The sequence below is a fragment of the Amycolatopsis sp. PS_44_ISF1 genome (assembly GCF_032335455.1).
Lineage (GTDB): Bacteria > Actinomycetota > Actinomycetes > Mycobacteriales > Pseudonocardiaceae > Amycolatopsis.
In genome coordinates this window covers 333,903-347,378 of the sequence record NZ_JANUXO010000005.1, presented here as the reverse complement: position 1 = coordinate 347,378, position 13,476 = coordinate 333,903, and the positions used below count along the sequence as shown (strand labels likewise).

The window sequence follows — 13,476 nt, the reverse complement described above, 5'->3', positions numbered from 1 at the left end:
GGCCGGGGTCCGGGCGGTGGCCGCGCCTGCTCAACCCCGGATCTCGTTGAGGTAGTTGTAGATCGTGTACCGCGTGACCTCCAGCCGGCCGGCCAGGTGGTCCACCGCGTCCTTGATCAGGAAGAACCCGGCCTCGTCCAGTTCCCGCACCACGGCCGCCTTGTGGCGCTTCTTCATCAGCTCCACCGGGATTCCCGCCTTGCCGATCGCGCGGGTGACCAGGAAGCGCTGGAGGCTGTCCACATCCGGCGGGAAGGTCTCCCGCGGCGCCTCGGCCTGCGCCGCGCCCGGCAGTTCGCTGTTCACGCACAGGCAGCCCACCGCCGTACCCGAAGCGTCGCGCAGGAACAGGGTGGACGAGCGGATCGCGCGGCCGTCCGGGCCGTGGGTGCGGTAGTTGGTCAGGTCCTGGGTGGTGCCGCGGCGGACCAGGCCGAGCAGCAGGTCCGTCATCGGGCCGCCGACGGTGCGGCCGGTCAGGTCACCGGCGATCGCGACGATCGAATCCGGCAGGCGGCTCAGATCGTGCAGCAGCACCTCGTTGCCCGGGCCCAGCATCGCGGCCAGGCCCTCGACCGCCGGGACCAAGGCGCTGAGCAGTTCCGGCGAGGCCGCGCCCGAGGCGGCGGGCGGCGCCACCGGGTGTGGTTTCCGGGGCCGGGTCAGGGTTTCCAACGCCGTGCGCAGATGCTCGGCGGCGGCCACCGGGGTGGACGCGTGGGGCGACAGGCGCACGTGCTCGGGCCGCACGGTCGCCGCGATCCCGGCCGCGGCCAGTGCCGTGCCGACCTGCTCGGCCGGGTGGCCGGGCAGCGTGAACGCGAGGATGCCCGCCCGTCGCCCGGTCGCCGAAACGATCTCCGCCCCGCACGCGCGCAGCACCTCCTCCAGCGAGCCGACGCGTTCGGCGATCCGGCCCGCGATCGCGCCGACCCCGGCTTCCTCGACCAGCTCCAGCGCGGCGGCGAAGGCGCCGGAGGTGACCGGGCTGAGGTTGGAGATCGACCAGCCCGCCGCCGTGGTCTCGGCCGGGTGGATCTCGTTGTCGAACAGGCCGGGGTCCCGGGCTCCGGTCCAGCCCGACAGGATCGGCTCCGCCCGCTCCAGCGCGCGGTCGGACACCACGGCGAACCCCGTGCCCCAGCCCGCGCGCAGCCACTTCTGGCCGCCGACCACCAGCACGTCCGCGACCTCCCACGGCGCCTCGGTCGCGCCGAAGCCCTGGATGCCGTCGACCACCAGCAGCCGATCGCCCACCACCTCGCGCAGTGCGGCGAGGTCGGCCCGGTAGCCGGTGCGGAAGTCGACCGCGCTGACCGAGACCGTGGTGAGCTCCGGGGTCAGCGCCGCGGCCACCCGGTCCGCCGTCACCGGGCCGGGCGCCAGCCGCCGCAGCTTCACCAGCCCGGCCTGCTCGGCGCGGGCCCACGGGTAGGTGTTGGCCGGGAACTCCGCGGCCGAGACCAGCACCTCGGCGCCCGGGGAGTTGAACGCCGCCTGGAACAGCCCGAGGCTGGTGTTCGGCAGCAGCACGGTGTGGTCGGTGTCGCTGCCGCACAGCCGCGCGGCCGCCGCCTTGGCCCGCGTCTCCTGCCGCATCAGCTCGTCCACGGTGGACGGTCCGGCCACCGTGGTCTCCTCCAGCAGCCGCGCCGTGGTGTCGAGCACGGCGTGCGAGGGCGGGCCGAACCGCGCGAAGTCCAGATAGCCCGCGGGCTCGTCGAACTGCAGCAGGTACCGGGGTGAAATCCGCGTCACGACAGGACCCGCGCCAGGAACTGCCGGGTGCGCTCGTGCTCCGGCGCCTTCAGCACCCGCTCCGGCGGACCGGTCTCGACCACCGCGCCGTCGGCGAGGAACACCACCTCGTCGGCCGCCTCGGCGGCGAAGGCCATCTCGTGCGTCACGACCACCATCGTCATCCCCTCCCGCGCCAACGTACCCATCACCGTGAGCACCTCCCCCACCAGCTCCGGATCGAGCGCCGAGGTGGGCTCGTCGAACAGCATCAGCTTCGGCTTCATCGCCAGCGAACGCGCGATCGCCACCCGCTGCTGCTGGCCGCCCGAGAGCTGTTCCGGGTAGGCGTCGGCCCGGTGGGCGAGTCCGACGCGGTCCAGCAGCTCGAGCGCCTCGGCGCGCGCCCGGTCCGGCTTCACCCCGAGCACCCGCACCGGACCTTCGACCACGTTCTCCAGCGCCGTGCGGTGCCCGAACAGGTTGAACCGCTGGAAGACCATGCCGATGTCACGGCGCTGCCGGGCCACGTCGCGCTCCCGCAGCTCGTACAGCTTCCCGCCGCGCAGCTCGAAGCCGATCGGCTCGCCGTCGACCCACACCTGCCCGGCGTCGATCGTCTCCAGGTGGTTCAGGCAGCGCAGGAACGTGCTCTTGCCCGCACCCGAAGGCCCGAGCAGGCAGACCACCTGCCCCTTGTGGACCTCCAGGTCGATGCCCCGCAGGACTTCGGTGTGGCCGTAGCTCTTGCGCACGCCGACCGCGCGCAGCAGTGGTTCAGGCACGGGCCCTCCTCAAAGGCATGCCGCGCAAGGCCTTCCCCGCCCGCGCCACCGGTCCCCGCCCGGCTGCGCCGAACGCGCGTTCCAGGTAGTGCTGGCCGGCCCCGGCCACGCTGACCACCACCATGTACCAGATCGCCGCCGCGATCAGCGTCTCCATCACCAGCAGGTTGTTGGAGGAGATGTTGTTGGCCGCGTGGATCAGCTCGGTCACGCCGATCACCGAAGCCATCGACGTGCCCTTGAGCAGGTTGACGAAGTCGTTGCCGGTGGGCGGGATGATCACCCGCATGGCCTGCGGCAGCACCACCCGGCGCAGCGTGGCGCGCGGGGTCATGCCGATGGACTTCGCGGCTTCGGTCTGTCCACTGTCGACACTGTTCAGGCCGGCCCGGACGATCTCGGCCATGTACGCGCTCTCGTTGAGCGCCAGCCCGAGCAGCGCCGCGGTGAACGCGCTGATCAGCACGTTCGTCTGCTCGTGGAGCAGGTGGCCGCCGAACGGCAGCGGGATCGAGATGGTCGGGAAGATCAGCGCCAGGTTGTACCAGATCAGGATCTGCAGCAGCACCGGCAGCCCGCGGAAGAGCCAGGTGTAGGCCGCCGCGAACCACTTCGCCACCGGGTTCGCGCTCCGGCGCAGCAGGGCGATCAGGATGCCGAGCACGATCGCCACCGCCTGCGCGAACACCGCGAGCACCACGGTGTTGAGCAGGCCGAGCGCCATCACGCGGTAGAACACGAAGTCCGGTACCGAGTCCCACTCGATCTGGGCCTGCGCGAGCGCGAACCCGAGCAGCACCAGCAGCGCGACGATGACCACCGCGCTGACCCAGCGCCCCCAGTGCTTCAGCCGGACGATCGGCAGCAGTTCAGCTTCCGCCATTGACGGCCGCCTCCTTCACCGCGCCCTGCTCGACACCCCAGGACCGGAGGATCTTGCCGTACGTGCCGTCGGCGATCAGCGACTGCAACGCCTGCTCCACCGCGTCGCGCAGCTTCGGGTTGGCCTTGGCGAAGCCGATGCCGTACGGCCCGCCCTCGATCGGCTGGCCGGGCACGACCTCGAAGAACTTGCCGTCGCCGGCCGTGCGCGAGATGTAGACGGCGCTGGGCAGGTCGTTGAGGATCGCGGCGACGCGGCGGGTGCGCAACTGGTTCTGGTTCTGCGTGTCGCTGTCGGTGGCCGTGACGGTGATGGCCGGCTTGCCCGACTGCGCGCACTTCGCGCTCTGCGCGGCGGCGAACTTCTGGTGGCTGGTGCCCTGGACCACGGCCACGTTCTTGCCGCACAACGCGTCCGGGCCGGTGACGGACTCGGGGTTGCCCCGGCCGACCATGATCGTGATGCCGGAGGAGAAGTAGTCCACGAAGTCGACCTGCTGCTGGCGTTCCTTCGCGTCGTTCATCGCCGCCATGGTCAGGTCGACCCGGCCGGACTGCAGGCTGGTGATCAGCGAGCCGAACGCCATGTCCTGGTAGGCCACCGTGACGCCGAGCTTCGCGCCGACCGCCTTGGCCAGGTCGACCTCGTAGCCGATCGGGGTCTTGCCGTCGCCGGAGTAGAAGTTGTTCGGCGCCGACTGCAGGTTGGACGCGAGGTGCAGGGTCCTGGCCTGCGCCACGGCGGGCGGCAGCGCGGCCGTGAGCCGCGGATCGGCCTTGATGGCGGTGATCAGGGCGGCGTTGTCCGGGATGGCGGCCGAACCGTCCGGCGGCGTGGAGCCACCGGCCCCGTCGGGGCCGCCTCCGCAGGCCGAAGTGACCAGGACGAGGGCGGCGGCCAGAGCAGCCGGCCAGGCGCGGGTACGGGACGGCGACGGCATCGGGGACCTCCAGGGCGTCGGGATGGCGCGAACGCTACAACTCGTTGTTGAATAGGTCAACGAATGGTTGGAATTCGCTGGAATCCAGGTTTCCGCTATGCAGATCGGAGTGCTGGGAGCCGCCCGGATCGGGCCGAACGCGCTGGTCCGGCCCGCGCGGGCGAACGCCTAGGTCGAGGTGGCGGCCATCGCCGCGCGCGACCCGCGCCGCGCCGCCGAATTCGCGGTGAAGCACGCCATCGCCCACGTCCACCCGACCTACGAGGCGCTTCTCGCGGACCCGTCGCTGGCCGCCGTGCGCATCCCCGCTCCGAACGGCCGCTTAACCCTCGCCGCGCTGGAAGCGGGCAAGCACGTCCTGGCCGAGAAGCCGTTCACCGCGAACGCGGACGAGGCCGCCGCCGTCGCGCGGGCCGCCGCCGCATCGGGCCTGGTGGTGATGGAGGCCTTCCCCTACCGGTACCACCCGTTCACCCTGCGGATGGCGGAGATCCTGGCCTCGGGCGCCGCCCGTCGTACGACTCGCGGACGCGATGCTGCGCGGAGGGATCTACCGGGCGGCCGGTCTGGAACCACGGCTCCCCACGCCGTAACCGCCGGCGGCCACCCCCGCGCGAAACCCGGGAGCACCGGCGTAAGCCGGCGGCCCGGGGCAACCGCTAGCGTGGCCCCATGCAGACCGACCTCACCGGCCGCGGCGAAGACTTCCGCGCGTTCTGGACCGAACGCCGCCTCGCCAGCCTCACCACCGTTCGCCCCGACGGGACCCCGCACGTCGTGGCGGTCGGCGTCACCGTCGACTTCGAGACCGGTATCGCCCGCGTCATCACCTTCGACCGCTCGCACAAGGCGAAACTCGTCCGGGCCGCCGGGGAGCGTGGTGTCGCCGCCGCGGTCTGCCAGCTGGAGGGGCCACGGTGGTCCACTTTGGAGGGTCGCATGACGATCAAGGACGATCCGGAGTCGGTCACGGACGCGGAGAACCGCTACGCCGCCCGGTACCGGCAGCCCAAGCCGAACCCGGAACGGGTGGTTCTGGAGATCGCCGTGCGGCGGGTGCTCGGCAACGCCTGAAGGCGGGCGGGCGGTTCAGGCCAGCAGTCCCTCCGCGCTGCGCACCACCACGTGCGCGGCGGCGCGCTCGGCCGGTGGACGATCCGGGCGCTCGGCCTCGTGCCGCCACCGCCGGACGGCGTCGACCCCCGCAGCGTAGACCTCGCGCGGGTCGGCGTCGGGGGCGAGGCCCAGGCGTTCCTCCGGCGTGGTGCCCTGCGCGCCCAGCAGGCGCACGGCCTCCTCGGCCGGATCCCCGGACAGGGCGGTGCGGCCGCCGCGGATGTCGGCGATCAGGCGCAGCTCCCGGAAGTCGTGCGCGGTGGCGGCGAACCGCTCGACGCGCGCGGCCAGCCGGTCGCTGTGCGGACGGGGTTCGGCCTGCAGCACGCTTTCCAGCCGGATCACGGCGGTGCGTGCCTTCAACGCGTCGGCGCGCGCGGCGAAGCAGCCTGCCACCGTGTCGCGCAGCTCGCCCAAGCCGCTGCGGCGTATCAGCTCGCCAGAAAGCTTCACCCGGCTGTCGCAACCCGTGCGGATCAGCGTGAGGGCCAGCCGCACGCCGAAGAGCCCGAAGCGCGCGACGAGCGAGCGCCGGGTGTCAACCGATACCGGGCCGGGGAACGCCGGATCGGTGAAGGAGTCCACGGAGATGAGATACCGCTCCAGCTCTTCGCGAGGCACAGCGGCGAACGCTGCGAGCAGTTCGAACTCGTCGTCGTCGAACGCGCGCGCCCCGTACGCGAGCTGCCCGGCGACAGCGATCACCCCCTGCGAACCGCTGCACAACGGGTCTTCGCGCCAGGCCCGCCGGGCGAGCTGCTTCGCGGAGAGAAGCGCGTCGATGCGGCCCGCGCCCGTTTCATCGGCGCGTGCGAGCACCAGGATGGTGTCCACGGCCGTCTGGCGCGCGAACGCCGACCGGGCCGCGGGTTGCGCCGCTGCCAGCTCATCCGGTTCGAGGTGCCGGACCAGCCGGACCGTGGCGTCGGTGAGGGCGCCCGGTGACGGGTCGTCGAGCAGCGCGAGATTCCGCAGCGCCCGGCTCGGCCAGTCGCCCAGCGCCGCCGCCAGCGTCGACTTCCCCGTGCCCGCCGCGCCGGTCAGGCCGACGCGCAACGGCTGTTCGAGGTGGTCCAGAGCCTCGCGCAGCGGCCTGGCCGCCTGCGGGCTCTCGCGGTAGAGCGTGAAAGCGTCGGCCATCAGGCCGCGGACGTCCTCGGTCACGCCGGCAACTCCCGCGGCGCCGTGCGGCCCGCGAGCAGGCCCAGCTCCCCGGCGCGCTGGTGCAGCGAAGCGAGCCGCTCGATCTCCCGCCGCAGCCGCATCGTGCGGCGCTCGCGCTCGGCCGAACCCGCGATGATGGTCTCGCGCTCCCGCGCCAGTTGCTCGGACAGCTCGTCCGCGAGCGCGGTGAAGTGGTCGCGCAGCTTCCGTTGCGCCCCGCGGATCGCGTCGCGGCAGTCCTTGCTGAACCGCAGGTAGACGTCGTCGACGTGGCGCTGCGCGGTCATCTTGGCCACGGCCTGGCGCCGCTGCCGCCGCATTCCGCCCTCGTCGCTGATCGTCTTGGCCGCGAACGCCGCGCCCGCGCTCAGCGAGATCGGGTTGATCAGCGGCAGCCCGGCGAGGCTGGTGACCAGGCCGAACATCAGCACCCCGCCGTAGGAGCCGCGCAGTCCGGTGAACAGCTTCTGGCCGACCTTGAACCGTTCGATGCGCGGCCGGCGGACCTCGCCGATCAGGTCGGCGCCGGAGTCCGCGAGCCGCAGGTCCGGCAGGTCGTACTGCTCGCCGAAGCTCACCGTGACCGCCTGCGCGATCCACTCCGCCCGGTCGGCGGCCCAGGTGTAGTTGGTCTCGACCGCCTTGGCCAGCTCCTCGTCGAGCCACGGACCGAACTCGTCCCAGACCTTGGCCGGATCGCCGCGGTCGAAGGTCTCGTCGATGGTCTCGACGATGTGCCGGGTCCGCTCCCGCAGGTCGTACTCGGCGTCGGAGAGCAGGTCGGCGATCTCGTCGGAGAGCAGGTTCTGCCAGCGGGTGTTGCGCCTGCGCAGCTCGTCGGCCTTGCGCTGGGCGCGGTGCAGCAGCGTGGTCTGGTCGACCCCGGTGCCCTGCCCCGCCACCTCGGCCCGGGTGCGCAGCGTCTCGACCAGCTCGGCCGCCGCGGCCCGCACGCTGACGGCGGCGAGCAGCGCATCGGACCGCTCGGCCGGGCGCGCCACCTGCTCGGCGATCCAGGACAGCAGCTCCGGGAAGCCGGACCGGGCGTTCAGCTCCTGGTCCCCGGTCTTGGCCGCGGCCTGGCGGACGGTGGCCGAGACCGGCAGCACCGGCGCGTCGATACCGGCCCCGGAAAGCGCCGCGCGGTCCGCCTCGGCCACGGCGCGCCAGCTCGGGCAGACGTCGATCTTGGTCAGGGCCAGCACCACGTGCGGGCACCAGGTGCGGACGTGGTGGGCCAGCGCCAGCTCGGCCGGGCTGAGCGGCGTGGTGGCGTCGGAGACGAGGACCACGGCGTCGGCGTCGGCGAGGACGTCGAGGGCGGCGGCGGTGCGGGCCGAGCGGGGTTCGCCCACGGCCGGGGTGTCGACCAGCACCAGGCCGGCCGAGAGCAGTTCACGCGGCACGCCGACCTCGACGCGGCGCAGCGAGCCGGCGGGCCGCGCGCCGACCTCGCCCGACATCCGCTCGACGGCCACCGGGATGCGCTCGTCGGCGTGGCCGATCAGCGCCGCGGCGGGCTCGGCGGCGTAGCCGATCTCGACCGGCACCGCCGGGGTGGGCGCGTCTCCGACCGCGCACACGGGCGCGTTGAGCACCGCGTTGACGAGATAGCCCTTGCCCTGCTTCGGGAAGCCGAGCACGGCGACCCGGGCACCCCCGGACGGCCGGTCCCGGCGGCGGCGCAGGCGAAGAGCCAGGTCCTCGCGGCCGTGCGTCCGGCAGGCGTCCAAGGTCTCGTCGAGCACTTCGAGCCAAGGTGGAGCGGTCACGACGAAGCAGTGTCCCCCGTGCACGCGGAGTGAACGAACCCGGTGGTGGCTCCGCGGCCCCACCCGGACCGTGGAGCCACCACCACCGGGGCTCGGCTCAGCGGCAAAGATGCAGGTCGCCGCCACCTCGCCGGGTCTCGGCCCCGTCGTGGAGGCCGAGGCGGCCGATCGCGTCGTGCCGCGGGGCCGTCACCGAGGAGACGGTGTCACGCACCACGCCGGCGCCCGTGCCCCGAACTGCTGTGGATCGTGTCGCCGGGCCCGCCGCCGTGTGCTTGGGCACCGGGCGATCGACCCGGCCATCTCCGGACTGGGCGGGGCCCGAGGCAGGGATCCCCCGGGCCCCGGCCTACGTCGGGCTTTGTTCCCCGGTCGCGACTGGCTCGACCGTTAGGGAGTCGATATGAGATCGTTAGGGGGTTAGGGGCTCGTTCGAGCCGGAGGGGGTCAGGCAAATTCCCACCGTCACCTTGCTTGAATAACCCTTACGGGTGAGTATGGACCACCCCCGGTGGTCCGTTGGGCCGGTCGGCGGCCCCCCTGACCGACGAAGGGAGGAATCGGCGTTGCCCTACGTGCTCGGCATCGATATCGCCCACTCCCAGACCCACGCCACCACCCTCCTCCGCCAAGGTGACGGGTGGGAAGACCCCGAACCGCTGTGGCTGGGTGAAGGCGCCCCCGCCGCCGCGACCGCGCTGTTCCTCGACGACGAGGGTTACCTGCTCACCGGTGACACCGCCGCGCGCGCCGGGGCCGTGGTGCCTTCGCGCCGGCTCACCGGGTTCCACCGCCGGATCGGCGACGACGTGCCGATGCTGGTCGAAGGCGAGGCGTTCTCCCCCGAATCGCTGACCACCGTGCTGATCGAAGGCATCGCCGAGCACGCGGCCGCGCAACTCGGCGGCCCGCCCCGCCACCTCGTGGTGACCCATCCCGGTGACTGGGGCGACTATCGGCGCGGCCTGCTGCGCCGCGCGCTGGCCGACGCGGGCTTCGCGGCGGTCACGCTGGTGCCCGGCTCGATCGCTGCGCTCTACGCGCACCTGCCGGAGCCCGGCGCGGCCGAGGAATCCGCCGTCGTCTGCGAGTTCGGTCCCGACGGCGTCACGGTCACCCTGGCGACCACGTCCGGATCGAGCGGCTGGGTGTCGCGGACGAGCACCGAGGGGGTCGCCCCCGCCGCCGCCGTGAGCACGGCCTTCGCCCTCGCACACGGTGCTTCGGTCACCCCGGATGCGTTGGCGGGCATCGTGTTCTGTGGCGAGCCCGGGCCGGGCTCGCTGCCCGGCCGGCTGCCGTGCCCGGTGTTCGCCGGACCCCAGCCCGCGCTCACGGCCGCATCCGGGGCGGGTATTCTCGCCGCCCAACGGACGAGCCCGCCTTCGCGGCGGGCGCGACCGGCGGCCGAAACCACCCTGCTGCCCCGGGTCGAGAGCCCACCCGAGCTCACCGAGCGGCCCACCCGGCCGCCGGTGGACATCAAGCCGTTCGAACTGCCCGAGCCCGAAGGGGCCGCGAAGCTGCTCCGCCGGTGGCGACCGCTCGCCGCCACGGCCGCGGTCCTCGTGGTCGGATCCACCATCCTGATCGCCACCCTCACGTCCCACGAAGCCACCGCGGGCCGGGGGCCGGCCCCGGCCCACCCCGCCACTTTGAGCTCCTGCGCCCATCCCACCGGTGAAGGTCACTGTTGAACGCACTGCTGGCCGAGCCCGGCACCGAAGCCGTCCACCCCGTCGCGCGCCGGCTGCTGGCCGAGCTGAGCGCCACCCCGGAGACGCCCGCGCGGCTCGTCGTCGTAGCGCCGGGCGGTTACGGGAAGACCGCGCTGCTCGACGCCCTCGGCCGCGGCTACCGCGCCGCCGGCGTCGAGGCGACCTTGGTCGACGACGCCGACCAGCTCGGCGAAGCGGACCTGGCCCGGCTGAGCACCCTCGCGACCACGGCCGAAGGCCCGATCGTGCTGGCCCACCGGCCGAACGCCGGTTCGGAGGCGTTGCGCACGCTCGGCGAGGCGTTCGGCCGCCAGGCCCCGGCGATCGTGCTGCCGCCACTGGCCGCCGACGAGGTGGCCGCGCTGGCCAAGCAGCTCACCGGCCGCTCCGTGGACACGAAGACGGCCGCCGCGCTGCACACCCGCACCGGTGGCGTGCCGAGGCTGGTGGAGCGCGTGGTGACCGGCCGCCTTCCGGACTTCCGGGCCGAGCTGGCCGACCTGGACGAGGACGTGCTGCGCTACCTGATCGCCGCCGAGGCGGGCGCGGGCCGGAACCTGGACCTGCTGTGCGCCCTGCTGGGCCGCTCCCCGGACCGGCTCCCGGAGGTCGTGGACGGCGCCCGCGCCACCGGCCTGCTGAACGCCGACGACGCGCTGCTCCCGATCGCCGCCGAAGCCGTGCGCACGTTCGGCCCCCCGGCGCGGCGTCTGACGGCGCTGCAGCAGCTGGTGGAGCTACAGCTGCGCAACGGCCTCCCGGTGCTGGACCTGGCCAAGTCCCTGTTGAACGCCGGGAGCTCCGGCCCCAGCGCCGCCGCCGCCTTCGCCGCCGCCGCGGCCGAAGCCCTCCCCGGCGACGCAAAGCTGGCCGCCCGCCTCTTCGAGGCCGCCTCGGACGCCGGCACCCGCGACGCCCTGGTGACCACGGGCTGGGCCCGCGCCGCCGCACTGTCCGGAGACCTGGACACCGCCCTGCGCCTGGGCGACGGCATGCTGAGCGCCGCCGACCGGCAGACCCGCGCGGCCGGCGCCGAGATCGCGGCCACGGTGCTGGCCCACCGCGGGGAACTCGCCCGCAGCGCCGAGCTGTACCGGTGGTCGGCCCGGTGCGCCGCGGAAGCCTCGCCCCGGCCCGCCGGGGGTGGATTTCCCGACGCCGGTGCGAATTCCGGCACCGCCTCGGATGGCGACGCGGCCGTCCTCGGAACCACCCACGCAAACGCCGACGGCTCCCCAGGCCACGACGACGGCGGTAACGCCGGGTTGACCAGGGCCACTGACAGCGGTCTCGGCCCCAGCAGCAGCGCCGGTAACGGGCTCGGCGACGGCAGCGGATTCGCGGGCAACACCGGCGGGCCCAGCACTACCGGCCTGACCAATACACGATTTCCCGGTGTTACCAGCGGATTCGCAGGCGACACCGGCGGAGTCAGCACTACCGGCCGGACCGACGCCCGATTCTCCGGTGTTGCCAATGGATTCGCAGGCGACACCAGCGAAGTCAGCACCACCAGCCGGACCGACGCCCGATTCCCTGGTGTTGCCAATGGATTCGCAGGCGACACCAGCGAAGTCAGCACCACCAGCCGGACCAACGTCCGATTCCCCGGTGCTGCCAGCGGATTCACGGGCAACACCGGCGAAGTCAGCACTACCAGCCGGACCAACGCCCGATTCCCCGATGTTGCCAGCGGCGGCGGTGGAGCCGCCGGTCCTGGCGGAAAAGGGCCGGTCGCCGGTGCCGGTGCCGGATCATCGGGTCAGGAAGGCATCGTCCCGGGTGCCGGGAACCGTCCGCCGAGTCCTTCCAGGGCGGCGTATCCGGGCAAATTTCCCCTCGCCGGCCCGGACGGGTATCCCGCAGCAGCCGGCGCTTCGCTTTCGCGCGAAGGCCATCGGTGGGCGGGGCAGGGTGCGGTGCACGCGTTCGCCGCGATCGCGCTGGTCGGGACCGGGCAGCCCGAGGGGGCGCGGGAGCTGTTGCGGGCCCCCGTGGCCGGGATGGCGCCGACGTTGTTCGCCGGGGCGGCCGGGCGCACCGCGGACGGGATCGCCGAGTCGGTGACCGGGCCGGGAGCCGAAAGCCTGTCGGTGCTGCTGGGGGCGGCGGCGATGCTGGAGCCGTCCGGGGGCGGCGCGCCGTTGCCGGACAGCCCGGCCGCGCTCGCGGCCATCGTCGGGCTGCAATCGGGAGAGCTGGGACTCGCCGAATCGGTTCTGACCCGGGCGCTCGAGTGCGGGGTCGGCGGTGATCTGCTCGCGACGCGCCACCGCCTGTTGCTCGGCTGGGTCGCGATGACCGCCGGCGATCTGACCACGGCCGGAGAGCACCGCGACGCCGTCGCCGAGTCCGGACGGCTCGAGGCCCGGGACGAGCTGTTCTTCGCGACGCTGGAGCTGGGGCTGGCGCGCCGGGCGAGTGACCTCGTCGGGCTGCAGCGGTCCTGGGACCGCGCGTACCAGGCTTCGATGCGGCAGCAGACGGACCTGTTCACCCTGCTGCCCCTGGGCGAGCTGGCCATCGCCGCCGCGCGGAACGGGGCGCACGCGAAGCTGGCCCGCCAGCTCGATCGCGCCCACGCGATGCTCGGCCGGCTCGGCCATCCTCCACTGTGGACGGTGACGCTGTGCTGGCACGAGCTGCACGCGGCGATCACGCTGGAGGACCGCGCGACCGTCGAAAAGCAGCTCAAGGCGTTGACCGGCTTCGCCGGCGGTGGCCGGTACCCGTCGGCGCTCGCCCAGGCGGCGTCGTGCTGGCTGGCCGTGCTCAGCGGCGCCTTCCAGCCCGACACGATCTCCGCGGCCGCCGCCGAACTGCACGAGCTGGGTCTCGGCTGGGACGCCGCGCGCCTGGCCGGTCAGGCCGCGATCCGCACCTCCGATCGCAAGGCGATGGTGCAGTTGCTGGAGGCGGCCCGCCAGTTCCAAGGCATCACGAACCGCCGCGAGTCCCCCGTCCCGGAGCCCATCGCGGGCGCCGGGCTGAGCGCGCTGAGCGAACGGGAACTGGAGGTCGCCCGCCTGGTCGTCGACGGGCTGACCTACAAGCAGGCCGGCAGCAAGCTCTTCATCTCCGGCAAGACGGTGGAGCACCACATGGCCCGCATCCGCGGCAAGCTGGGCGCCGCCGACCGCCGCGAGCTGCTCGCCACCCTGCGCGATCTGCTGAGCAGGGCCGGCCATTCCTGACCCCTCCCGACTCGGACGAGGGGCCGGACGCCTGGTTCCGCCCCGAGGGTAGGAACGATTTCCTCGACTGTGTCACGAACTTCCGGCCTTCGCGCGGCACACCACGATCGAAGAGCTTCGGGCGAACCCACGGGCCGGACCCCGAGCCGAGACCAGCGGCACGGCGG

The 13,476-nt window shown here is 73.3% G+C and carries 9 protein-coding genes and 1 pseudogene; 4 read left to right on the top strand and 6 right to left on the bottom strand.

What is annotated here, in order from left to right; genetic code table 11:
• Nucleotides 1–30: 30 nt before the first annotated feature.
• Genes NYF13_RS35040 through NYF13_RS35025 form a run of 4 tightly spaced genes read right to left on the bottom strand, consistent with a single transcriptional unit; the run spans nucleotide 31 to nucleotide 4,345 of the window.
• On the bottom strand, nucleotides 31–1,758 hold the full coding sequence (locus tag NYF13_RS35040) for an aminotransferase class V-fold PLP-dependent enzyme (RefSeq protein WP_315662376.1): 1,728 nt from the start codon (nucleotides 1,756–1,758) through the stop codon (nucleotides 31–33).
• Nucleotides 1,755–2,522: an amino acid ABC transporter ATP-binding protein gene (locus NYF13_RS35035; RefSeq protein WP_315662375.1), complete on the bottom strand. Its 768-nt coding sequence runs from the start codon at nucleotides 2,520–2,522 to the stop codon at nucleotides 1,755–1,757. Before NYF13_RS35035 ends, NYF13_RS35040 begins: the two co-directional genes overlap by 4 nt.
• Nucleotides 2,515–3,405: an amino acid ABC transporter permease gene (locus NYF13_RS35030; RefSeq protein WP_315662374.1), complete on the bottom strand. Its 891-nt coding sequence runs from the start codon at nucleotides 3,403–3,405 to the stop codon at nucleotides 2,515–2,517. Before NYF13_RS35030 ends, NYF13_RS35035 begins: the two co-directional genes overlap by 8 nt.
• On the bottom strand, nucleotides 3,392–4,345 hold the full coding sequence (locus NYF13_RS35025) for an ABC transporter substrate-binding protein (RefSeq protein ID WP_315662372.1): 954 nt from the start codon (nucleotides 4,343–4,345) through the stop codon (nucleotides 3,392–3,394). The genes NYF13_RS35030 and NYF13_RS35025 overlap by 14 nt, the downstream gene beginning before the upstream one ends.
• A 178-nt stretch (nucleotides 4,346–4,523) precedes the next feature.
• On the opposite strand from NYF13_RS35025, the pseudogene NYF13_RS35020 reads away from it, so the two are divergent.
• A pseudogene (locus NYF13_RS35020) lies at nucleotides 4,524–4,781 on the top strand (Gfo/Idh/MocA family oxidoreductase); the annotation flags it as partial.
• A 236-nt stretch (nucleotides 4,782–5,017) separates the two neighbouring features.
• Nucleotides 5,018–5,419 (top strand): TIGR03618 family F420-dependent PPOX class oxidoreductase, encoded by a 402-nt coding sequence (locus tag NYF13_RS35015; protein ID WP_315662371.1) that lies wholly within the window; start codon nucleotides 5,018–5,020, stop codon nucleotides 5,417–5,419.
• A gap of 15 nt (nucleotides 5,420–5,434) precedes the next feature.
• Here the strand turns inward: NYF13_RS35015 and NYF13_RS35010 are convergent, their stop codons facing one another.
• Both NYF13_RS35010 and NYF13_RS35005 read right to left on the bottom strand, forming a co-directional pair.
• Nucleotides 5,435–6,625 (bottom strand): GTPase, encoded by a 1,191-nt coding sequence (locus tag NYF13_RS35010; RefSeq protein WP_315662369.1) that lies wholly within the window; start codon nucleotides 6,623–6,625, stop codon nucleotides 5,435–5,437.
• Nucleotides 6,622–8,397, bottom strand: a complete 1,776-nt coding sequence (locus NYF13_RS35005; protein ID WP_315662368.1) for an isoniazid inducible protein IniA — start codon at nucleotides 8,395–8,397, stop codon at nucleotides 6,622–6,624. Before NYF13_RS35005 ends, NYF13_RS35010 begins: the two co-directional genes overlap by 4 nt.
• A gap of 566 nt (nucleotides 8,398–8,963) precedes the next feature.
• Between NYF13_RS35005 and NYF13_RS35000 the strand changes: the two genes are divergently transcribed.
• Entirely contained in the window at nucleotides 8,964–10,094 is a 1,131-nt protein-coding gene (locus NYF13_RS35000; protein WP_315662367.1) for a molecular chaperone DnaK, read from the top strand.
• Nucleotides 10,091–13,309, top strand: a complete 3,219-nt coding sequence (locus NYF13_RS34995; RefSeq protein ID WP_315662366.1) for a LuxR C-terminal-related transcriptional regulator — start codon at nucleotides 10,091–10,093, stop codon at nucleotides 13,307–13,309. The genes NYF13_RS35000 and NYF13_RS34995 overlap by 4 nt, the downstream gene beginning before the upstream one ends.
• Nucleotides 13,310–13,476: the final 167 nt, after the last annotated feature.

Bases quoted from the DNA above. Each gene is read 5' to 3' on its own strand.
- NYF13_RS35030 (WP_315662374.1), bottom strand. From the start codon at position 3,405: ATGGCGGAAGCTGAACTGCTGCCGATCGTCCGGCTGAAGCACTGGGGG.
- NYF13_RS35025 (WP_315662372.1), bottom strand. From the start codon at position 4,345: ATGCCGTCGCCGTCCCGTACCCGCGCCTGGCCGGCTGCTCTGGCCGCC.
- NYF13_RS35015 (WP_315662371.1), top strand. From the start codon at position 5,018: ATGCAGACCGACCTCACCGGCCGCGGCGAAGACTTCCGCGCGTTCTGG.